The sequence below is a fragment of the Tumebacillus permanentifrigoris genome, assembly GCF_003148565.1.
GTDB lineage: Bacteria > Bacillota > Bacilli > Tumebacillales > Tumebacillaceae > Tumebacillus > Tumebacillus permanentifrigoris.
Window position 1 is genome coordinate 34061 of the sequence record NZ_QGGL01000006.1, and the last position, 20495, is coordinate 54555.

Below are 20495 nucleotides of genomic sequence, written 5' to 3' on the forward strand. Positions count from 1 at the left end.
TGATTTGGGAGCGCACGGCAAGCCCTGTGAGAAAAAGCGAAACCCTTGGCGTGTTGATTCGTATATCTAAAGTAGCAGAACCACATAGATGGAGGAGCGATATTGCGATGAGCGTTTTCGATCGTATCAAGAACATCTGGCGTGCCAACAACAACGAAGCCCCGCAAGTCGTACAGCGAACTCTTACCAACCTGAAGATCGGTGACATCATCTCGTATGATTTGGAAGACTATAAGGTAGAAGGCGTGACCACCTACCGCAGTGGAGGACAGGTCAAGTACGGGTACTTGTTGAGCGGCCCGCGCAACGGCTACCTGATGGTGGAACCGCGGGAGTCGATTCGCGTGTACCTGTATGAGACACTGGATGCCCGCCTGGAGAATCCGGAAGCGATCAACCAAGAGATGGTGTATGACGATGTGTCCTACTTCGAACAGGCGCGCGGCGAATTCAGCGTCAACGTGCAAGGGCGCAGCGCGTTCAATTCCTATGACATCCTCTACTGGTGGTTGCACGTCTCTGACGATGGCGGCGCGATGCTGTTCGAATGGCAGAGCGGCGAGATCATCATCCGTGTCGGCAACAAGGTCAAACCGAGCGAAGTTAGGATTCTCCCGGGTAGCGAATAATCCGGAAAGGGGTTCTTGGCGCATGCGTAGACTGACCAAAACGATCGCACTCACGTTGGCACTCACCGTTTTTGCAGTCGGCTGTGGGATGGAGAACTCAGCAAACTTTATCAAGCAAAAGTACTCGCTGGAGGATGTGCAAGGCTCTGGCGACACGCAACAGAAAGTCTATCGGGCCAAGGGCGAATCCGTGCCGGACGTCGCCAATCAGATCGCGGCGGAGCAAAAGCCAGACGAGATCTCGGCGCAGAGCAACGAGCGGATGTTCCTCGTCTATCGGGACTATCTCATCCATGTCCAACAAGACCCGGAGCAGGCGTCCGATACGCTGATTGAGGTCGACACCAAGCAATTTGTCCGCCAAAATTATGACCCGAGTTTCCTCAATGGATTTCTCGCCGCCTCGTTGCTCAGCAACATTTTCGGCAGCGGGTGGCACAACTATCCGACACGAGGTTACAACGGATATGGGCAGAATCCGTATTACAGAAGCGGTGGGGGTGGGTACAGCACGCCGCCACGAGTCAATCCAGGTACGACCCCAGCCCGTCAAGTGCCGAAAAGTCGCGGTGGCAAGGGCCGTGTGATCAGGCGGTAGGCTACATACAGGGCTTGCCAAGTGGAATGGGTACGTGTGAAAATGAAGGGGATTAGGAGAAACGGGGGAAACATTGTGAAAAAATCGGCAACCAAGGCGCTCGCGATCCTGCTGGCTTGCTCGGTCATGCTGGTCGGTTGTGGAGGTTCGAACACGCAGAGCACGGCCACCTCCAAGAGCGCGCAAAATGTGCAAGATTATCTCAAGGACAACTATGCGTTTGTGTCGGCGGATGGTTCGGGCAGTACCATGCAAAAGGTATACCGGGCCGAAGGTCAGAGCGTCCCGGCCGTTGCCGAGGATATCGCAGACGAGCAAAAGCCCAGCGAGATGTCCAAACAGGATGATGACGATATGTTTTTGGTCTACCAAGACCAGATTGTCCATGTACAGACAGACGCAGAGAACCCGGATGACGCGCTGGTGGAAGTGGATACCAAGCAGTACGTCGCCCAACATTATGATCCGAATTATCTGACGCCGTTCCTCGCGGGGATGGTGATCGCGAACATGTTCGGCAACGACTGGAAGTCCAAGAAATATTCGAGCTACCACGGGTACAGCCAATACAAGTACTCCACGAAGTATCCGAACCAGCCGTATCCGAACAAAAGCAACGGATATAGCTACCCGTCCTCTGGCGGGTCAAGCTCCGGCTCGACGACCACGAAGCCGAACACGGGCAGCAGCAGTTCTGGTTCGACGACCACGAAGCCGAACACGGGCAGCAGCAGTTCTGGTTCGACGACCACGAAGCCGAACACGGGCAGCGGTTCGTCGGTCACGCCGCCGAAGTCGAGTTCTGGCACCGGCAAGGTCGTGCCGAAGTCCAGCAAGAAGAAATAACGAAAAACGCAGCCTCCCGCTGGAGTGCTGCGCTTTTTTCGTGAGAGGGGGACTGGAGTTGAACTACACGATCGTACCGATTCTCACTCGTGAGCCGCTGACGTTAGGGGCCGAGTTCCTTGCGCTGGATGGCGCAGAGGGCGAAGCTTGGAAAAAGGCAATTCAGGCGTTGCACCCTACATTGCTTCCCCAGTTGAAAGAGAGCGCGTTGGTTGAGGAGGAGGAGAGCGCTTTTTGCACGGCTGGCGGTTTGTTTGAGTACCAGCGTGGGCAGGAGCTGGTATTGGATGGTCAGCATCTGGCACTGTCTCATTGTGCGGAACATTTTCTCGATTTTTTGCTTTCTTCTGAGCATTGTCTGGAAATCATGGAGGAGAAAGCGCATTCATTCGAGAAGTCTATCAGTGCAGTGGAGCAGCAGGAGCGTTTTTCCACCTTGATGAGGTGGTGGGAGAAAGGGTATTCTGTGTTCGTGCTCCAACACAACTAGCACTCAAAGGCAAAAAGGGAGGTTTATTTTTTCATGACAACCACCAGCAAACTCTACATAAACGGGGAATGGGTCGCAACCGACTCTACCTTTGCAGTCACCGATCCGGCGACCGGCGCGGTCATCGGTCACGCGGCTGATGCGACAGTGGCACATGCAGACGCAGCGATCGAAGCAGCGCACAAGGCTTTCCCAGGTTGGAAGAACACCCCGGCGCACAAGCGCTCGCAGTTGCTCTACAAGTGGTTCAATTTGATCATGGCTCAGCGCGATGAACTCGCAGCGATCCTGACGGGCGAGATGGGCAAGCCGCTGATGGAAGCGAAGGGCGAAGTGATGAACGCTGCAGGTTTCGTGCAGTGGTATGCGGAGGAAGCGAAGCGCGTGTATGGGGAAACCATCCCGCATCTCGAACCGACCAAGCGCATCACGGTGCTCAAACAACCGGTCGGTGTGGTCACCGCGATCACCCCGTGGAACTTCCCGGCGGGCATGGTTACCCGCAAAATCGCTCCGGCGCTGGCTGCAGGTTGCACGATCGTGCTGAAACCGGCGGAGCAAACGCCGCTGACCGCTGTTCGTTTGGTGGAACTCGCGGAGCAAGCCGGGCTCCCGGCAGGCGTCATCAACTTGATCACCACGTCGAACCCAGCAGAGGTCGGCACGCTGTTGACTACGGATAAGCGCGTGCGCAAGGTGACGTTCACCGGGTCGACTGAGGTGGGCAAACTGATCTCGCGCAACGCAGGTGAGACGGTGAAGCGCGTCTCGCTGGAATTGGGCGGTCATGCTCCGTTTATCGTGTTCGAGGACGCGGATTTGAAAAAGGCTGTGTTCGGTCTGATCAACTCCAAATACCGCAACGCTGGTCAAACTTGCATCTGCACGAACCGTGTCTATGTACACAAGAGTGTAGCTGATGAGTTCGCGAAGATCGCGGCGGAGGAAGTGGCGAAGTTCAAGATCGGTCACGGTCTGGAGAAGGAAACCACGATGGGACCTTTGATCGACCAAGACGCTCTGGATAAAGTGAGCGCACATGTGGAGGATGCTGTTGGCAAGGGCGCGACTCTGTTGCTGGGCGGCAAGCGTCATGGCGAGCAAGGCTTCTTCTATGAACCGACTCTGCTGGCTGGTGTCACGGAGGAGATGCGCATCGCAACGGAGGAGACGTTTGGTCCGGTCGCTCCGATCTTCACCTTTGAAACGGAGGAGGAAGTGCTGGGCCGCGCGAATAACTCGCAGTATGGGTTGGCGGCTTATGTGTACACCAACGATCTCGGGCGCTCGATCCGCATGAGCGAAGGTCTTGAGTATGGCATCGTCGGTGTGAATGATCCGATGCCGGCGAACGCGGTTCAAGCTCCGTTCGGCGGTTGGAAGGAATCGGGTCTCGGTCGCGAAGGCGGTCATCATGGGATTGATCCGTTCTTGGAGTTGAAGTATATTTCGACGGGTTTTTAGGAGCACGTCATGGCGAAAAAGCACGCGGGGGTTTCCGCGTGCCTTTTTTCTTGGTGGGGTGGTTGGTTTACCCTACGCGCAGCGTAGCGTGTGGATGGTGATCTCGGGGCGCGTTCCGAGGCGCACGTTGAAGGCCGCTTGGCCCATGCCGTCGGAGATGTAGACTTTTTTGCCGTTTACTTCGTGCATGCCGGAGATCACGTTTTGTTTTGGTAGCTCACCCATCGGGAACAATGTAAAGGCTCCCGGAATTTTGAACTGTCCACCGTGCAAGTGACCAGATAAGAGCAGGTCAACTCGGTGGTGCGGCTCTAGGTGTAGCACGATGTTCGGATCGTGCGACAGTACGAGGTTCCAGCCGTCCTGAATGTCGTGAAACGACTTCGGGATATCGGATTTGCCGAGGCAAAAGTCGTCGATTCCGATGATGTTCAGTCGCTGCTCGCCAAAGGTGATGCTGTCCCACTGGTTAGCAAGCACGCGGATGCCCTTGGCGCTGATCAACTCCGCGAGGTCTTCGATGCGCTCGCCTAGATAGTGGTCGTGGTTGCCCCAGACGAGCCAGATGCCGTGCTCAGGTTCTACTTTTTTTATTTCATCCAGATAGAGCATGAATTTATCGAGGTTGTCGTAGTTGTCGAGATAGTCACCCGTCATCACGATCAGGTCGGCGCGGGCTTCGGCGATGATTTTTGCCATGCGCTCCGGTTTGATCGATTGGCGTTCCATGTGCAAGTCGGAGAGTTGGACGATGCGCAGTTCTTTTTTGTCGCCAAACGGCTCGTCGAGGTTCATCTCGATCTGGCGGACCACCGGACGGTACGTGTTCCAGTGCCCATATCCGAGTACGGACGCTACGAGCGCGGCGACGATCAGGATCACGATCAACAGGATGGTCATCGAGTTTCACCCTTTCATTTTTTATGTCAACAAGGTTTGAGTCTATCAGAACTCTACGGAATGCGATAGGGAGAATTTCTGGAGGAGTTGGGAGCCTGCGATGAGAGAGGTTTGGATGCAAGCGTACAAGCACGATGGGCGTGAACACCGCCGCTGGGTCAAACTGTATGAACTTCCAGCGGAACGCGGTGTGATGTGGATTGAGCCGGACACGCCCGTTCTCGAAGCGGACGGTGGGGAATGGTCAAGTCCGTTTCCGGTGATCTATTGGGTCCACCCAGAGAAGTGGTTCAATGTCGCGGTGCTCTGCAAGCAGGATGGCACGGCCTATTATTGCAACATCGCCAGCCCGATTGAGTTTGAGGAGGAACGCAATCTCTATAAGTTCATTGACTATGATGTGGATCTGATTGTGAATGAGGAAGGGGTCTACGAAATCGTCGATGAGGAAGAATTGACGGAACACGCGCATGCGATGCACTATCCGACAGAGATCCTGCACAAGATCGCAGAGGCGACTGCGGAGCTGATCGCGCTTTTTGAAGCGCGTGAGGGCCCGTTCGACCCGGAGGCGCGCTCGCGCTGGACGCAGTTGTGGGAAGCGGCACAGGGGGAATAGGGGAGCGCTCGATCACAGATACTAGGGGTATACGTGTGAGAGAGGTGAATCCAGAATGGCAAAACCAATTGTGCTGGCTTCGTTCCCGAGCTACCAACAAGCGCATGACACCATTCAGAAGCTGTACGACGCAGGGATGAACGATTTCACGGTTCTCTATCTGCAGAACAAAGGCGATGAGAATGGCGACGGGCTGGAAGGCTTCTATCCAGGCGTCACCCCGTTTATCCAAAACATCGTCTCCGACTCCACCCCCGTTCAAGGGGAGATCGAAGCCCCGCAACTCAACGCCCTGCCAGGCACCAACCACCAGCGCACGATGGTCACGGTCGAAGATCGTCTGCGCTCGTATGGCATCCCAGAGGCGTCGATCTCCAAAGCCTGCGATCAGGTTCGCAACGGCAACACGCTGGCCGTGTTCCGCGATGGCGACAATTTGGACAATGTCGAACGTCAGTTAAAAGGCGATGTCCCCTATGTCGAGATGGTGACTGGCCAGAACAAGCATTTCTAAGAAAACAGCCCTTGCGAGGGCTGTTTTTTTATCGATTTTCCATATCTCTTCCACATTTGGTGGGTACGCTGGTAGCAAGAACATCTCATTCATTTGACGAAAGGTGGATCTCAACATGAAATTCCAAAAGCTTCTCGCAGGCGTTACGTTGGCAACGGTCTTGGCGGTCGGAGGTGGCGCTGCGGCGTTTGCTGCTGATTCCACGACCACAACGCCCGCACCGACTGAACATCAGGACCACCAAGGCAAGTTTCAGCATGAACACAAGAAGCTGACGGAGCAACAAAAGCAAGCGATCAAGGACGCAGGCATCGACTTCCAAGCGAACAAGGAAAACTGGAAGCAATTCCGCGAAACGCACAAGTCGATCAAGGAAACGCGCCAGAAGCTCGATGAGCTGGCGAAAAATGACAAGAACATCAAGAAGCAGATCCAAGCGGATCTTGCACCGACGGAGGCGGATGTGGAGAAGTTGAAAGCTCTCCGCGCGTCCGGTCGCGATCTGCACAAGCAATTCCGTGACGCGGTCGAGGCTGCCGATTCTGCGAAGATCAAGGACGCGTATGGCAAGCTGGAAGCCAACAAGCAAGAGTCGTTCAAACTGATGCAGTCGATCGACGCTGCGCTACAGGCGGAATTGAAAAAAGTGCAAGGCTAGGACGTCTGTGCAACAGGCCAGCCCCGGCGACGGTGGCTGGCTTTTTTGTGCTATCCTAGAGGGAGGATGAATGTTATAATCACCTCGTACATAGAAGTACTAGTACCTGATCTTAACTTTTGGAGGTATCTAGCATGGCTAGTTTGACTGGTAAAATCGCGCTCGTCACCGGCGGCACTCGTGGCATCGGGCGGGCGATTGCATTGCGTTTGGCAGAGGAAGGCGCGGATGTGGTAATCAACTTTTTCCGCAACCGCAAGCCTGCCGAGGAAACCAAGGCGATGATCGAAGCGCTCGGTCGCCGCTGCCATATCATCAAGGCCAATGTCGGCGATCTCGAGAAGCACCAAGTGATTTTTGATGAAATTCAGGACGTGATGGGCGGTCTGGACATCCTCGTCTCCAACGCCGCTTCTGGCGTGCAACTCCCGGCGATGGAAGTCGAGGAGAAACACTGGGACTGGACGCTGAACATCAACGCCAAGGCTCTGTTGTTCCTCGCGCAAAAGGCAGTCCCGATGATGGAAGCGCGCGGAGGCGGCTCGATCGTAGCGATCTCCTCGCTCGGCTCGCGTTTCGCGCTGAAAAACTACACGTGTGTCGGGACTTCCAAGGCTGCGCTCGAATCGCTCGTCCGCTACCTCGGCGTCGAACTCGCTCCGAAAAACATCATCGTCAACGGGGTTTCAGGTGCAGCGGTCGATACCGATGCGCTGACGCACTTCCCGAACCGCGAAGAGATGATCCAACACGCGATCGACCGCACGCCGGCCGGCCGCATGATCACGCCGGAGGATCTCGCAAACTCGGTGCTGTTCCTGTGCTCCGACCAGTCCCGGATGATCGTGGGCCAAACGTTGGTCATCGACGGCGGCTTTTCGCTGATCGGCTAACCACGTTTGACCACAAATACCCAGTGCAGTAAGATAGTAACGAGGTGATTGCACATGGAACACCAAGACGATAAGATTCTGCGCAGTAATGAGTTCATGGTCATCCAATCGGCGATTGCGGCCGCGAATTTTGCGATCGGCGCGTTTACGGTCGAATCGAAAGCTCAGGAAGCGATGGGCAACCAAGACATGGTCGCTCGACTGCAGGTCGCGCTGGACAAAGCCAAGGCTGACCGCAAGTTTGTCACGGGCCTGTTCGAAGTTCTGCTAGAAGGCAACTTTACCGACGAGCCGGACTTCAAAAAAGCCCTCAACCTCGTGTATGAGTACAACTCGTTGATCGACCACTCGTTGATCAATGGTCGATCCGCGTTCCTGCCGCTCGGCGCTGTGCCGAACATGCGCTTCGATCGTTACGAAGAGCAATAAGTCCTCGCCAAAAAACCAGCGGGCCCAAGCGGCCGCTGGTTTTTTTTTCTGCACAATGGTACACTAGTTTTGTAATTTGCTAGCAATGCGCCTTAAAGTTGGCATGTCTGTCATGCCACAGGGAAAGCGGTGTGAATCCGCTGCAGCCCCCGCTACTGTATACGGTGACGACCTCGCAACAATCCCATTGTGCCGACGCGGCATGAGAAGGGGCGATCGTCGGTGGACCCGTGAGCCAGGAAACCTGCTTTGAAGGCGTTTCTCGTACAGCCTTCGGTGGGAAGGTTCAGGGGTACTCTGCCATGGTTTATCTGCGCAGGACTGAACTGTTCTCCCGACCGACCGGTTTGGGAGTTTTTTATTTGTGTGAGAGATGGAAGGAGCACGACTACAGATGAATCGCAAGTTTGCAAAAATCGCCGCTTCCACGCTGCTGATCGCAGGCCTGATGGCCCCGACGCTCAGCGTGCATGCCGCTGCCAACACCAAAGCCCATGTCAAGGTCCGCGTCGTCGGCCCGAACGGGTTCCAAAAGCAAGAGTTTCTCGAAGTCGGGAACGAATCCTACAAAAACGCCTCGGGTGAATCCATCGCGATGGACAAACCGACCGTGATGGGCGCACTCGTCGACATCGCGGCACAGGAAGGCTTTGACTACAGCGCGAACAGCACCCAGTATGGCGTGTATGTAACCAAGATCAACGGGGCTGCTGAGAAGACGATCAACAAAAACACCGCGTGGCTCGCTTGGCTGAACGGCAAGTCGCTCGACGTCTCCGCAGACGCGACCGAACTGCACGACGGTGATGAAGTGGTCTGGGGCTTCACTGATTTTACGCAAACGCTGTACCCAAAAGTGGAGTTCTCCACCACCCACCCGCAAGTGGGCGAGGAATTCACGGTGAAAGTCACGGCGGAGAAAACCACTTATGATGAGAAGTGGAATGCGACGACCACCGTGGTGCCGATCGAAGGCGCCTCGCTGATGACGGTCAATGCTGACGAAGCGGAGTTTGTCACCGACAAAGACGGCGTGGCACATGTCAAGCTCGACGACATCGGTCTGGTCACGCTGAACCTCGACAAAATCGACCCGGAAACCCGTCTGCCGCTGATCATCCGTTCTGGCGACCTGAACGTGCTGGTCGGCAACGCTGGCTACGGCTTCTCAGACGCAGAAACTTTCCACTGGGCCGAATCGGAAATCAATTGGTTTGGCAAAAATGCGTTGGCTGTGGGCGATGGCACCAACCACTTCGAACCGGGTCGTCCGGTCACTCGCGCTGAACTCGCGAAGTTCGTAGCTCTGCTCGGCGACCTGAACTTGGGCGGGGCTCAGACGTTCCCGGATGTCGTGTCGCACAGCCCGTACAACAAGTTCATCCAGACTACATCGCGCCTCGGGTTGATGAGCGGCGATGCGGAAGGCACATTCCGCCCCGATGCCCCGGTCACCCGTGAAGAGCTCGCGGTCGTGCTGGGTCGTTATGGCAAGCTCCAACCGGCCACCGCGCCGCACTTGTCCTTCACCGACCAAGCGGAAGTCTCCGGCTACGCGGCAGGCTACGTGCAAACGCTGGTCGATCAAGGCTACCTGCACGGCGATGCAGAAGGCACGTTCCGCCCACAAGCTCCGGCGATTCGCGCCGAAGTTGCAAAAGTGTTGGCGACTGTGTATAAAGCGAACCAGAAGTAGCATAGGTACGTGTGGAGTGGAGGCTCGGTGCGAGCCTCACTCCTTTTTCTTACAGGTGAGGAGGGAGTAGGCAATCATGAAGAAAGCAACAGGTCTTGGGCTTTTTGTTGCGCTTGCACTGGTCGGTACCGCATGCGGCAAATCGTCATCTGAACTCAACAAGCCGGAAACGCTGCCGCAGCAAGAGGTGCAGGCCGCGGTCGTCGATGACAACAAACAGGAAGCGGAACCAAAATCCCAAGAACCGCAGAGCAAGCCCGCTGACAAAAACGCATCGACCGGCAACGCCTCCGATCCGTCAACATCCAACAAAAGCTCTGCGGCCACAGCTGCATCGGGAGGTTCAAGCAGTAGCACAGGTGGGGGTGGCAACGCGCCCTCGTCTGGGTCAACTCCGGCCAGCGCGGGGAATTCAACCACCCCAGGGAGCGCGAACCAGGGCGACACGTCTGGGCCTAGCACACAGGCGGGGAGTGCAACTCCCGCTGGCCAATTTGAACTCTCTGTCACGGAGTACTTCGGGTCGAACGGGATCTTCAAGCAAGGAGTTTCCTACTCCGCAGAGCAGAGCTTGCTCGACACGATGCGCGATCATTTGGAGATCGAGACCGCATACGGCGGAGGCTATGTGAACTCGATCAACGGGACGAAGTCGGGGTATACGGATAAGTCGTTTTTCACCCGCAAAAAACGCGACTGGTTCTACTATGTCAATGGCAGCATCGGCAAGGTGGGAGCTGACGCGATCAAGCCGAAGTCGGGCGATGCGGTCTGGTGGGATTACCACGATTGGTCGGGGGATGGTTCCAGCACACCGCACGTGGTCGCCTCGTACCCGCATCCGTTCACGACGGGATACGACGGGGCACAGCCGGGCACGACGATTTTTTATAGTGGGGATCACGCCTCCGACGCTGCTCGTCTGGCAACCGCCTTGCGTGGATTGGGTGCGGGCAACGTCAGCACCACAGCGTATGCGGATGACAAAGTGGCGCATCCGTCAACCAACGCGATCGTGCTCGGCACGTGGGGCGAACTTGGCGAACAAGCGGCGGTGCAGACCTTGTTCGGCGCACCGACGCGCACGGGGCTGTACGCGAAGTTTGGTGGGGATCATGTGCAAGCGCTCACTTATCAGGGCAAGTCGACCGACCGCAACGGTCAATCCGCGATCCTCGCCAGCGGCAGCAACGGAGGTGGTGGTACGACACCGACGTGGCTCGTCATCGGCGCGACAGAAGCTGGATTGGACCAAGCAATCGACATCATGATCACCAGCCCTGACAAACTGCACGGCAAGATCGGCGTCGTCATCAACGGCACAGACGCGCTCGCCGTGCCGGTCGCACAATGAGCGGAGGGTCAAAAGATCCCAGGATGCGAGAGCTGTACGGGCATGCGCTGACGTTGCTTTTTTATCCGTTTCTGTTGCTGATGGTTTCCGTCTTGACGTTTCACCCGCTGTATCTGGGCGCAGAATGGGTCGTGCTGTTGTTTGCACTCGCTCTGCATGGAGGCTTGCGCACCTATGCGAGGACGTTGAAGTTTGCCATCCCGATCTTGCTCCTGATCCTCGTGATCAACGTCCTGCTGAACAAAAACGGCGCGACCCTGCTCTACAAAGGACCCTCTGTCGCGGTGATCGGACAGCTTCGCATCACGGGGGAAGCACTGGCCTACGGGTTGGTGATGGGTCTGAGGATGTTGGTGTTTTTCGGGATCTTTGCCCTCACACTGCACTGGTTGTCTGCTGACCGTGCCCTCGAATTGTCTGCCAAGGTCGCCAAGAAATCGGCCGTTACGGCGATGATGACGACCCGCCTGATTCCGTACCTCTCCGAACAGGCAGAGCAGATCGGAGATGTCCTCCAGACGCGCGGTGTCCGCTTCAACGATGGACATGTGTTGCGCCGCCTCGCCGCCCGCCGTCCGATGCTCGGGGTCTTGTTGATCTCCGCGCTGGAAGGATCGTGGCAAGTCGCAGAAGCGATGGAAGCACGCGGATTCGGTCAAGGCAAACGCTCGTCCTACTCCCGGGAACGGTGGGGGCGGCGCGATGTCTACACGTGGAGCGCGTTTCTCGCAGCCATCGCGCTCGTCGTCTGGTCATGGACGACGGCGTGGACTTACATCGACTACTATCCGCGCATCCACACCAAGATGAGCGAGGAAGGCCCGTGGCCGACGATCCTGCATGCACTGGTGCTGTCTATTGCGCTCGCCTTGCCGCCCGTTCTGTTGAAAAAAAGGAGACGACACTAAGATGGCACTTCCAGAACTGCTCCTCACGAACTTCACCTACTACTACCCGGATGCTGAACGCCCGGCGCTCGACCAGATCAATTGGTCGGTGCGTCAGGGCGAGTTTGTGGTGCTCGCAGGCAAGTCTGGCTGTGGCAAGTCGACGTTGCTCCGCGCTCTGAACGGTTTGGTGCCGGAGTTTTACGGCGGACGGGTGGGCGGCGTTGTGCAGTACCGGGGACGGTCGCTCGCGGAGTACGACAACCGCCGAATCGCCTCGCATGTCGGGATGGTGTTTCAGGACCCAGAGCGGCAGTTGGTGATGACCGAAGTGGAGCGCGAATTGGCGTTTGGCTTGGAGAATGCGCACGTTTCCACTTCGGAGATGCGGCGACGGGTGGCGGAGGTCTTGAACTTTTTTGACCTCGCCCCGCTGCGACACAAGCGCACCGCCGACCTCTCCGGCGGGGAGAAGCAAAAAGTCGCGATCGCCGCTGTGATGGCGTTGCAACCTGATGTGCTGTTGTTAGACGAACCGACGTCACAGCTCGACCCCGGCGCGGCGCAGGAGATCCTCGACCTGATCAAACGGCTGAACGAGGAGTTAGGCTTGACTGTCGTGTTGGTCGAACAGCGTCTCGACCGCGTCGTCCATCTCGCCGACCGCATCGTGGCGCTGGATGGTGGGCGTATCGAGTATGACGGGTCGCCGCAAGGGTTTGCGCACTTTGCCGCCGAGCAACGCCCGGAGTTGTTGGTCCCAGTCACCAAACTGTTCGTGCAAGCAGGTCGTTCAGAGCGCCCGCTGACCGTCAAGGCAGCACGGCAACTGGTGCGCGAACAGATCGAAGCATCCGGCTGTGCGGTTGCGGACTTGGCACCGCGTCAGGAGGAAGCACCGCGCCGCGCGATGTCCTCGAAGCTCGCGCAGGTGATGAAAAAAATGTTCGGCGCAGGTCCGCTCGATCCACAGGATGTGTTGCTGGAAGCGCGGGATGTGCGGTTCGGCTACCCGCATGGCGTTGAGGTGTTGAAAGGCTTGCGCGTGCAGATCGGACGCGGGCAGTTCACCTCTCTATTGGGAGCCAACGGCGCAGGGAAGAGCACGCTGTTCCGTCAGTTTGCAGCACTTGCCAAACCGCAGGAGGGCAAAGTGCTTTTTGCAGGGCGGGACACCAAGTCGTTGGAACCGGCAGACTTAGCAGGGAAATTGGGCTATCTGTCGCAGAATCCGGGCGATTACCTGTTCCATGACACCTTGCGTGCGGAGTGTGAGTTTTCCAGAACGTTGGTGGGTTTGTCGGTAGGAGATGCGGAGGCGGAGCGCGTGCTGGCCAATGTGTTGGACAGCCTCGGGCTCCTGTCCTTGCTCGACCGCAACCCGCGCGACCTGAGCGGGGGGGAGCGACAACGGGCGGCGCTGGCGACCGTATTGGTGCAGCAACCGCAAGCTCTGCTCCTCGATGAACCCACGCGGGGGTTGGATGCGGGGCAGAAGGAATCGCTCGGAGAGTGGTTGACCGCCTATGTGCGGGCTGGAGGTTCGGTGGTGTTGATCACGCATGACATCGAATTCGCGGCGGAGTATGCTGAGCGGATTCTGCTCTTGGACGACGGACAGGTTGTCGCAGAGGGCAGCCCGCAGGACATGCTGACCCGTGGACTGTTCTACTCCCCGCAAACCAGCCGGGTCTTCCACGGGGTCCTCGACCGCGTGGTCACGCTCGCTGATGGTGCGGAGGCACTTCGACGAATGGATGCCCAAGGAGGCGAGCACCGATGAAAAAACGGCTAGGGTCCGTGCTGTTCATCGCGCTTGCTCTGGGCGGGATCTATCTCGCCTACACGTTCTGGCCTGATGAGGACCTGAACTGGGCGCTCACCTCCCTGCTGCTCCTCCTGCTCGGACTCGGTCTGTTCTACCTGCGTTACGAACGCGCCCACGTCTCCTCGAAGGAGATGGCGGTCATCGCATCGCTTGCCGCATTCGCCGTCGTCGGGCGGATAATTTTTGCCCCGTTTCCGAACTTCAAGCCGACCACGTATCTCGTCATCCTCGCAGGCTATGTGTTTGGCCCGCGTGCTGGATTCATGGTCGGCACCACCGCCGCGATCGCGTCGAACGTCTACTTCGGGCAGGGCGCGTGGACCCCGTGGCAGATGGTCGCATGGGGTCTCGCCGGGGCCAGTGCGGGCGTGTTCGGCAGACTGCGCGGGGAAAAAGTGACGGCTTACGAGCTCGCCCTGTTCGGTCTGCTCTGGGGCTTCCTGTTTGGCTGGATCATGAACCTCTGGACGTGGCTGAGCACCGTCTACCCGCTGAACTTCGAGACGTGGCTGTTGACCAACACCTCGTCCTTGCTGTTCGACATCTCACATGCGGTGGCAAATGTGCTGTTCGCCCTGCTGCTGACCCGCCGCTTCCTGCCGATCCTCTGGCGGTTCCGCAAAAAGCTCACGATCACAACCCTGGAGGTGCTGCCCCATGAAAAACACAACTAAGTCCGCAGTCGTCGCGGTGCTCGCGATGTCCCTGCTCAGCCAACCGGTGTTCGCCACCGATGCGCCGTCTCTGCTCGATCAACGCAATGCCGCGCTGAACGTCCTGCACAGCGACCTGCAGAAAAACGCCTTCAAATACACCGTCGGCTGGCCTGCCGTCGCCCTCTACGCGGCAGGAGAATCGGTCGCATCTCCGAAGTGGAGCAACGCGGATGGCAGCAACGGCATCACCTACCGCGAGGCGGAAGTTCGCCACAACATCGGGCTCACCGACGCGACCACCGATTTCGAGAGCACGCTGCTCGGTCTGCTCAGCGCGGGTCAAAACCCGCGTGCTTTTGGCAAAAAGGACTTCCTCCAGGCGATCCTCTCCGCCCAACTCCCGAACGGAAAGTTTGCCGACTCGATCTATGGAGAGGGGGAGGAGTTGCTCAACCCGCACATCTATGGCATCATCGCGCTCTATTCTGCAGGCGTGCAAATTCCCAACGCCGACAAAGCCCGCGACTTCCTGCTCGCCAAGCAACACGCCGACGGTGGTTTTGACTGGCGGAGCGGGGAGAGCAAGTCCAACCCGGACGTCACGGCATTTGCCCTGATCGCGATGAATGCGCTCGGACTGGATCAATCGCACCCGTCCGTCCAGCGCGCGCTGAATTTCCTGAAGAGCATGCAAAACGAACGCGGCGGCTTCTCCTCAGAAGGTGCGGAGAACTCGGACTCGGCCTCGACCGTCCTGCAAGCGCTCGTCTCCTACGGCCTCGACGCGAAGACGTGGCAAAAGGGCGGGAACGACCCCTTTGCTTTTTTGAACACCTATCGCACAGCAAGCGGTGGCTTCGCGTACAACGTCGGCGGCGCGGCCAACCCGATGTCCACGCAGAACATCGTGATGGCGTACTCGGACGTTCTACATGGCAAGTCGGTGTTCCAGAAACTGCATGCGGAGAACGTCACCCAGCAAGCTGCGTGGAAGCCCGCGTTCCCCGATCTGCCGTTCAACCATCCCTACTACGCGGACAACATCAAATTGGCCAACCTCGGCGTCATCGCCGGGCACACGGATGGGACCTATGGAACCAACGAGCCGATCACGCGTGAACAGTTCGCCAAAGTCCTCGTCGACGGATCGCTGGAACCACTCAAGGGCGAAGTCGGCCCGCACACCCAAGCCTTCACCGATGTCGATGGTGGCTGGGCGAATCCGTACATCGCGGTGGCCTTGAAGCACAAGCTCGTCTACGGCACGTCCACGACGACCTACAATCCCCTCGGGGAGATCACCGGGGCAGAAGTGTTGGCGATTCTCGTGCGGATGCTCGGCAGCCAGTACGAGCGGGACGCGTTGAGCCGTCCGAAGACCGAGTGGTACGACGGCTACGTGTCCGTCGCCAAGGAACACGGCCTGCTCTACCCGAACTTCCGTGCGGACACGCCCGCGACGCGCGCCGAAGTCGGCTATTCCTTTGTCCGACTCTACGACGACCAGATCAAATCGGCACACTGAGATCGCACCACGCAAAAAGAGAGTCCGTCAACCGAAGTTGTGGACTCTCTTTTTTAGCGCTTACTCAAGCTCTTGTCCTGATTCCAGCGCCTCAAGGTCGCCATCCTCTGCGAGGTGGAAGCGCGGTTGTCCGTTGCCTTGTTGCTCCAGTTCCAGAATTCGACGCGCCCGATCCATGATCTCAAGCAGGGTTTTGGAGTCTTCCGTCAGCGGGCTTTGCCCGTTCTGTGTGCGCAGGTTGTTGTTCTCGTAGGCGAGTTGGTGCAATTGGATTTCAAGCTCGATGACTTTCTGTTCCAACAGACGAGACTTTTCTTGTAAGTTGAAGTACTCCCGTTCGTGGTTTTTCAAGGCGCGGATGATGCCGTCAATCGAGGTGTCATCCAAGTCTGGGCCATACACCCGACGCTGTTTGGCTTGTTGACGGATGGAGAGGCGTTCCTTTTTGGCGCTTTTCGCTTCCTTGATGCCGTCTTCGTAATGCTTGCGAACGACACCGTTCCATCTATAACCACAAGCAGCAGGTGTACGGCCCAGCAGGTTGGCAGATTCCACGAAAGCGTTCAATTGCGTACTGCCTTCTCGTATATGACGCAGAACGATCTCTGCCAACTTCCGGTCATCATCCGCCGTCCAAGCGTCTGAGCGGGTGGTCCAACGTTCAACTGTTTCCATCATATCGCCTCCAAAATCGTATACTACCTGTATGTCCCGCAGTTGGGAGATTGATACACTTTCATTCGTGAAATTTAGGTGTCTACTCCATTCATATGAGAGAGTCCGCCCATTCTGTCACTTTTCTTATACAAAAATAAGAAAAAGTTTTGGTTGAATTTTCGCCTTGACAAAAATCTGACAAGTAAGGTATTATTCCGATAATTTACTTCGCAAGCGAATACGGGAAGGAGCACCGTGATGAGCAAAAAACTGATTGCGCTGGATCTCGATGGAACGCTACTCACTCGGGAGAAAAAAATCTCGCCGCGCACCCAGCGTGCCGTGCAACGCGCGATCGAGGACGGTCATCATGTCGTCATCGCCACGGGCCGGCCGTTTCGGTCGAGCGTGCAATACTACCGCGAGCTGGGTCTTACCACCCCGATGGTCAACTTTAACGGCGCGTTGGTCCACCATGCGGATGACGCTGAGTGGGGGCACCATCATTTCCCGATGGAGCGCGAGACGGCCCTGAAGATCCTGGAAGTCTGTGAGCAATTCCGCGCAGAGAACGTGATCGTGGAAGTCAAGGACGACTACTATTTGAAACAGCACGATGACAACTTGGTGCGATTTATGGGGGAAGGGCATACGCCGCTGGGCGTCGGTCACATCCCGAGCCTGTTGAACGATCATCCGACATCTGTGCTGATCTACCCGCAGCGTGAGAACATGCGCGAGTTGCGCGAACACCTCAGCGAATTTCACGCCGGTGTCATCGAGCACCGTCTCTGGGGCGCTCCGTGGCACGTCATCGAGATCGTCAAAGCGGGCGTGAACAAAGCGACAGGCTTGCAGGTGATCGCCAATCACTTCGGGATTGCACAGGAACATGTCATCGCATTTGGCGATGAGGACAACGATTTGGAGATGATCGAATATGCTGGGCATGGCGTCGCGATGGGCAACGCCAACCCGATGCTGAAAGCCATCGCCAACCAAATCACCGACACCAACGACAACGACGGCATCGCATTTGTCTTGGAAAAGCTGCTCTGACCGTGACCGGTCGGCGCAGCTTTTTTTCTGAATTCTGACGGAAACGCGTGGACGAGCAGGAATGTCCAGTAGGGCGGGCGTATATATAAGTAAAAACCGACATCGATAATATTTATTTACTCTGCCGAATATATCGTTTAATGTCGGAAAAGTTCGGAAACTATTTCTCCGGACAGGTTGTGAAAAGGATAAACGAAACGCATTTACTAGTAATTTCGAATTCACAATGAAAAAAGGGAGGGAGCACCATGTCGAGAACACAGTCGCCCGTCGTGCCTTTTTTCAGCAATCCGTTGTTGCACCGCTTCTTGCAGGTGGCTGACAATCGTCGGCTGTTCACCAATGTCATCCTGACACGCAACGAAGCGGACCGGTTGGAGTTGGAGAGGCGTTTCGCCGAACATTACTTTGAAATGCGCTTCCTCGGATTCGTCCGCAAACACATTCATTATGAGGCGCTGCATCTGCTCAACAAGTCGCGCGCGAAAGCCAAGCAGGAACCCTTGCTCCTAAACATGCCGCTCTCGTCGGAGGAAGCGGGGGGCCATGAGCGCATCGAGCTCTTGGAGGACCCGCATATGTCGGTGGAGATGCAGGTGGTCGAGGAGTCGGAGGAGTTGCTGAACCTGACCGGCAACCCGGCTTTGCATGAGGCGATTCAAGGGTTGACACACAAGCAACAGACGGTGTTGTATCTCTTGTATGTCAAGCAGCGCACCGAGGCGGAGATCTCTGCGGAATTAGGGGTCAGTCAGCAAGCGATCAACAAACTCAAGCAGTCATCGCTTGGTTTGTTGCGCAAAAAAATGTCGCGATCGCCGACGGAGAGGTCGGTGGGTCGATGAGAGAGGAGACGTTGCGCTCGTTGATCTTGCGCGCCAAATCAGGCGACTCTGAGGCGTTGCAGACGGTCATCGAACGCTTTCGCCCACTGATCAAAAAGTACACGCGTCAAGCGGATCTCAAGGATGCACATGATCTTGAGCAAGAACTGATCTTGCGGTTGATCGTCCTGGTCCGTTCCTATCGAGAGGAGCTGCCGTATGGTTTTATGGAACTGGTGGAACAGGAATGGGCGAAAAACTCTCGACTGTCCAACTAACACGTGATGCGTCTCGACCAGGGGGTATGGTCGGGGCGCTTTTTTGTGTGCTTGGTGTGGACAGAACAGAATAGCCTAGAGGTATCCGATTGTAAGTCCGGGTTTCGGGATGTATAATAAGGGACAATTCGATTGTCGTTTTGTAAAGATTTCGTAAATTGTCGGAGAGAAGGAGGGATCGAGATGACAGCGATCTGGCAAGATCTCTTGAAGGAACTCTCGGTCATTGATATCGTGGCGGTGCGCTTGATCATCGCATTCATCGCAGGGGCGATCATGGGCATGGAGCGTGAGCGCAACCTGAAGGCGTCGAATGTGGGGAGTGCCACGGGTGCCGGGTTCCGCACGTACTCGCTGGTCTGTCTCGGATCGTGCATGTATGCACTGGCCTCTGAGTTCGGGTTCCCTGCGACCGGTCCGACGATGGACCCTGGACGGGTGGCGGCTCAAGTCGTCGCTGGCGTTGGGTTCCTTGGAGCGGGCACGATCATCAAGGACAAAAGTGGATTTGTACGGGGTTTGACCACGGCGGCGGGTCTGTGGGTCGCAGCTGCGATCGGGTTGATGATCGGGGCGGGCATGTACCTGAGTGGAATCTTGTCCTCGCTGCTGGTCTTCGTCATCCTCGATGCGCATCACCTGTTCCCGCGCATGTTCCGCAGATGGGGCTCAGCGGAGACCGGGTTGAACGATGAGGAACAGGACAATGCAGAGAAGCGCAAGGACAATCAACAAGATGAAGATCGACCAGAAAAACACGAAGGTCAGGGTGTATCTTAGCGATACACTCTTTTTTTATGTTTTTTACTGCTTTTTTTGTGTGTGAATGCGTGGTACACTCTGGATATTGGATTGTTAACTTGAAATCTAGCTAGGTTGACAAACGAACGGGGGTTTGGTCGGTGCAGCAGGAGTACTACAGTGTCCGGATGCGTGCAGCGGAGGATGGGGCGCACATCTCGGGAGGAGAGCGGTTGGTGTCGGCGGAGGAGATCGAGGCGCGAGTTCAGGCGTTGGTGCGCAGGGCGTTGACGCATGAGTTGGGACGACCGGATCTGATCCAAGTCACGGTGGAGCGCGTGTTGGGCTCCGATGTGCGTGGCGTACAGGCGTTGCCGATCTCGAAGCGCCCGGTGCAGACGGTGGAGCAGGGGCGAGCGATGGCGATCGAGGAACTTGTGAAGGCCGGCATCTCCCGCGAGGTCGCAGCACAGGCGGTGCAGTGGATCGCCACAGGGCCGGGACCAGCGGGCACGGTGATGCGCGGGGCCCTCGTGATGGACGCCGACACAGGAGCGCGGTTGGAAAGCGATCCGGCTCGCGGTGTGCGCGTCTCCAAGATCGACTGGCAGCCAGAGGCGTTGGCAAGTTGGCAGGACGCAGTCCGTGCGGAGGGGATCGCCAATGAGCGGATAGCCGAGGCGTTGGCGATCGCTTCAAAAGTCGTCGCGACGACGGGCACAGTCGCGGAGCTCTGCTGGTCGGACGATCCTGGGTACGTTTCCGGATATGTCGCGTCATCAGCGCTCGGGTATGTGCGCATCCCGCACTTGAAGGAATGGGGCAGTCCACTGGGCGGACGGGTGTTTTTCGTGCGCGGAGTAGACGTGCTGGACTATGAAAAAGCGTTGCAGACGCCGGTGCTGATCGATGCGATCCAGAGCCCGGCGCTAGTGAGAGGAGAGTAAAAC

At 57.0% G+C, this 20495-nt stretch carries 23 protein-coding genes and 1 riboswitch; of the genes, 21 read left to right on the forward strand and 2 right to left on the reverse strand.

Features of this window, described 5'->3' with window-relative positions:
- Positions 1-107: 107 nt before the first annotated feature.
- The 5 genes from C7459_RS08080 (at position 108) to C7459_RS08100 (ending at position 4027) form a co-directional block, all read left to right on the forward strand.
- Positions 108-629 carry a DUF4178 domain-containing protein gene (locus C7459_RS08080; protein ID WP_109688224.1) on the forward strand — a complete coding sequence of 174 codons (522 nt, stop codon included), beginning with the start codon at positions 108-110 and terminating at the stop codon, positions 627-629.
- 22 nt (positions 630-651) lie between these two features.
- Positions 652-1227, forward strand: coding sequence for a DUF4247 domain-containing protein (locus C7459_RS08085; protein WP_170119355.1), 576 nt, complete (start codon positions 652-654; stop codon positions 1225-1227).
- A 75-nt stretch (positions 1228-1302) separates the two neighbouring features.
- Positions 1303-2073: a DUF4247 domain-containing protein gene (locus C7459_RS08090; protein WP_170119356.1), complete on the forward strand. Its 771-nt coding sequence runs from the start codon at positions 1303-1305 to the stop codon at positions 2071-2073.
- A gap of 58 nt (positions 2074-2131) precedes the next feature.
- Entirely contained in the window at positions 2132-2563 is a 432-nt protein-coding gene (locus C7459_RS08095) for a hypothetical protein (RefSeq protein WP_109688230.1), read from the forward strand.
- A gap of 33 nt (positions 2564-2596) precedes the next feature.
- Positions 2597-4027 (forward strand): NAD-dependent succinate-semialdehyde dehydrogenase, encoded by a 1431-nt coding sequence (locus C7459_RS08100; RefSeq protein ID WP_109688232.1) that lies wholly within the window; start codon positions 2597-2599, stop codon positions 4025-4027.
- Positions 4028-4099: 72 nt separating this feature from the next.
- Here C7459_RS08100 and C7459_RS08105 read toward each other — a convergent pair whose 3' ends face one another.
- Complete coding sequence (locus C7459_RS08105; RefSeq protein WP_109688234.1) at positions 4100-4927, reverse strand: metallophosphoesterase; 828 nt, start codon at positions 4925-4927, stop codon at positions 4100-4102.
- 100 nt (positions 4928-5027) lie between these two features.
- On the opposite strand from C7459_RS08105, the gene C7459_RS08110 reads away from it, so the two are divergent.
- The 11 genes from C7459_RS08110 (at position 5028) to C7459_RS08160 (ending at position 15986) form a co-directional block, all read left to right on the forward strand.
- Positions 5028-5546 carry a DUF402 domain-containing protein gene (locus C7459_RS08110; RefSeq protein ID WP_109688236.1) on the forward strand — a complete coding sequence of 173 codons (519 nt, stop codon included), beginning with the start codon at positions 5028-5030 and terminating at the stop codon, positions 5544-5546.
- 55 nt (positions 5547-5601) lie between these two features.
- The gene (locus tag C7459_RS08115; RefSeq protein ID WP_109688238.1) at positions 5602-6060 is read left to right on the forward strand and encodes a hypothetical protein; all 459 of its coding nucleotides are present in this window, start codon (positions 5602-5604) and stop codon (positions 6058-6060) included.
- Positions 6061-6175: 115 nt separating this feature from the next.
- Positions 6176-6718, forward strand: coding sequence for a hypothetical protein (locus C7459_RS08120; protein ID WP_109688240.1), 543 nt, complete (start codon positions 6176-6178; stop codon positions 6716-6718).
- A gap of 134 nt (positions 6719-6852) precedes the next feature.
- Positions 6853-7611 carry an enoyl-[acyl-carrier-protein] reductase FabL gene (gene fabL / locus C7459_RS08125; RefSeq protein ID WP_425450720.1) on the forward strand — a complete coding sequence of 253 codons (759 nt, stop codon included), beginning with the start codon at positions 6853-6855 and terminating at the stop codon, positions 7609-7611.
- Positions 7612-7665: 54 nt separating this feature from the next.
- The gene (locus C7459_RS08130; protein ID WP_109688242.1) at positions 7666-8040 is read left to right on the forward strand and encodes a hypothetical protein; all 375 of its coding nucleotides are present in this window, start codon (positions 7666-7668) and stop codon (positions 8038-8040) included.
- Between the two features lie 79 nt (positions 8041-8119).
- Positions 8120-8306: riboswitch (cobalamin riboswitch) on the forward strand.
- Between the two features lie 128 nt (positions 8307-8434).
- A complete protein-coding gene (locus tag C7459_RS08135; protein ID WP_170119357.1) occupies positions 8435-9736 on the forward strand; it encodes an S-layer homology domain-containing protein in 1302 nt (433 codons plus the stop codon).
- Positions 9737-9812: 76 nt separating this feature from the next.
- Positions 9813-11090: a DUF4430 domain-containing protein gene (locus C7459_RS08140; protein WP_109688246.1), complete on the forward strand. Its 1278-nt coding sequence runs from the start codon at positions 9813-9815 to the stop codon at positions 11088-11090.
- A gap of 23 nt (positions 11091-11113) precedes the next feature.
- Complete coding sequence (locus tag C7459_RS08145; RefSeq protein WP_170119358.1) at positions 11114-11998, forward strand: energy-coupling factor transporter transmembrane component T family protein; 885 nt, start codon at positions 11114-11116, stop codon at positions 11996-11998.
- A gap of 1 nt (position 11999) precedes the next feature.
- Complete coding sequence (locus tag C7459_RS08150; RefSeq protein WP_109688250.1) at positions 12000-13760, forward strand: ABC transporter ATP-binding protein; 1761 nt, start codon at positions 12000-12002, stop codon at positions 13758-13760.
- Positions 13757-14479: an ECF transporter S component gene (locus C7459_RS08155; RefSeq protein WP_109688252.1), complete on the forward strand. Its 723-nt coding sequence runs from the start codon at positions 13757-13759 to the stop codon at positions 14477-14479. The genes C7459_RS08150 and C7459_RS08155 overlap by 4 nt, the downstream gene beginning before the upstream one ends.
- A complete protein-coding gene (locus C7459_RS08160; protein ID WP_109688254.1) occupies positions 14463-15986 on the forward strand; it encodes an S-layer homology domain-containing protein in 1524 nt (507 codons plus the stop codon). Before C7459_RS08155 ends, C7459_RS08160 begins: the two co-directional genes overlap by 17 nt.
- 60 nt (positions 15987-16046) lie before the next feature.
- Here C7459_RS08160 and C7459_RS08165 read toward each other — a convergent pair whose 3' ends face one another.
- Entirely contained in the window at positions 16047-16661 is a 615-nt protein-coding gene (locus C7459_RS08165) for an RsfA family transcriptional regulator (RefSeq protein ID WP_109688256.1), read from the reverse strand.
- A 240-nt stretch (positions 16662-16901) separates the two neighbouring features.
- Here C7459_RS08165 and C7459_RS08170 point away from each other — a divergent pair, with 240 nt between their 5' ends.
- The 5 genes from C7459_RS08170 to C7459_RS08190 all read left to right on the forward strand — a co-directional run bounded on the left by C7459_RS08170 (position 16902) and on the right by C7459_RS08190 (position 20492).
- Positions 16902-17702 (forward strand): Cof-type HAD-IIB family hydrolase, encoded by an 801-nt coding sequence (locus C7459_RS08170; protein ID WP_146200977.1) that lies wholly within the window; start codon positions 16902-16904, stop codon positions 17700-17702.
- Between the two features lie 248 nt (positions 17703-17950).
- The gene (locus tag C7459_RS08175) at positions 17951-18547 is read left to right on the forward strand and encodes an RNA polymerase sigma factor (protein WP_109688260.1); all 597 of its coding nucleotides are present in this window, start codon (positions 17951-17953) and stop codon (positions 18545-18547) included.
- On the forward strand, positions 18544-18804 hold the full coding sequence (locus C7459_RS08180) for a helix-turn-helix domain-containing protein (RefSeq protein ID WP_109688262.1): 261 nt from the start codon (positions 18544-18546) through the stop codon (positions 18802-18804). Before C7459_RS08175 ends, C7459_RS08180 begins: the two co-directional genes overlap by 4 nt.
- Positions 18805-18987: 183 nt before the next feature.
- Complete coding sequence (locus tag C7459_RS08185; protein ID WP_109688264.1) at positions 18988-19584, forward strand: MgtC/SapB family protein; 597 nt, start codon at positions 18988-18990, stop codon at positions 19582-19584.
- 122 nt (positions 19585-19706) lie between these two features.
- The gene (locus tag C7459_RS08190; protein ID WP_146200978.1) at positions 19707-20492 is read left to right on the forward strand and encodes a 6-carboxyhexanoate--CoA ligase; all 786 of its coding nucleotides are present in this window, start codon (positions 19707-19709) and stop codon (positions 20490-20492) included.
- The last annotated feature ends 3 nt before the right edge of the window (positions 20493-20495 follow it).

Coding starts and splice junctions, on each gene's coding strand:
- C7459_RS08135 (WP_170119357.1), top strand. CDS start 8,435: ATGAATCGCAAGTTTGCAAAAATCGCCGCTTCCACGCTGCTGATCGCA.
- C7459_RS08085 (WP_170119355.1), top strand. CDS start 652: ATGCGTAGACTGACCAAAACGATCGCACTCACGTTGGCACTCACCGTT.
- C7459_RS08165 (WP_109688256.1), bottom strand. CDS start 16,661: ATGGAAACAGTTGAACGTTGGACCACCCGCTCAGACGCTTGGACGGCG.
- C7459_RS08140 (WP_109688246.1), top strand. CDS start 9,813: ATGAAGAAAGCAACAGGTCTTGGGCTTTTTGTTGCGCTTGCACTGGTC.
- C7459_RS08080 (WP_109688224.1), top strand. CDS start 108: ATGAGCGTTTTCGATCGTATCAAGAACATCTGGCGTGCCAACAACAAC.
- C7459_RS08120 (WP_109688240.1), top strand. CDS start 6,176: ATGAAATTCCAAAAGCTTCTCGCAGGCGTTACGTTGGCAACGGTCTTG.
- C7459_RS08105 (WP_109688234.1), bottom strand. CDS start 4,927: ATGACCATCCTGTTGATCGTGATCCTGATCGTCGCCGCGCTCGTAGCG.
- C7459_RS08100 (WP_109688232.1), top strand. CDS start 2,597: ATGACAACCACCAGCAAACTCTACATAAACGGGGAATGGGTCGCAACC.
- C7459_RS08145 (WP_170119358.1), top strand. CDS start 11,114: ATGCGAGAGCTGTACGGGCATGCGCTGACGTTGCTTTTTTATCCGTTT.
- C7459_RS08175 (WP_109688260.1), top strand. CDS start 17,951: ATGTCGAGAACACAGTCGCCCGTCGTGCCTTTTTTCAGCAATCCGTTG.
- C7459_RS08185 (WP_109688264.1), top strand. CDS start 18,988: ATGACAGCGATCTGGCAAGATCTCTTGAAGGAACTCTCGGTCATTGAT.
- C7459_RS08115 (WP_109688238.1), top strand. CDS start 5,602: ATGGCAAAACCAATTGTGCTGGCTTCGTTCCCGAGCTACCAACAAGCG.
- C7459_RS08180 (WP_109688262.1), top strand. CDS start 18,544: ATGAGAGAGGAGACGTTGCGCTCGTTGATCTTGCGCGCCAAATCAGGC.
- C7459_RS08110 (WP_109688236.1), top strand. CDS start 5,028: ATGAGAGAGGTTTGGATGCAAGCGTACAAGCACGATGGGCGTGAACAC.
- C7459_RS08160 (WP_109688254.1), top strand. CDS start 14,463: ATGAAAAACACAACTAAGTCCGCAGTCGTCGCGGTGCTCGCGATGTCC.
- fabL (WP_425450720.1), top strand. CDS start 6,853: ATGGCTAGTTTGACTGGTAAAATCGCGCTCGTCACCGGCGGCACTCGT.
- C7459_RS08155 (WP_109688252.1), top strand. CDS start 13,757: ATGAAAAAACGGCTAGGGTCCGTGCTGTTCATCGCGCTTGCTCTGGGC.
- C7459_RS08130 (WP_109688242.1), top strand. CDS start 7,666: ATGGAACACCAAGACGATAAGATTCTGCGCAGTAATGAGTTCATGGTC.
- C7459_RS08150 (WP_109688250.1), top strand. CDS start 12,000: ATGGCACTTCCAGAACTGCTCCTCACGAACTTCACCTACTACTACCCG.
- C7459_RS08170 (WP_146200977.1), top strand. CDS start 16,902: ATGAGCAAAAAACTGATTGCGCTGGATCTCGATGGAACGCTACTCACT.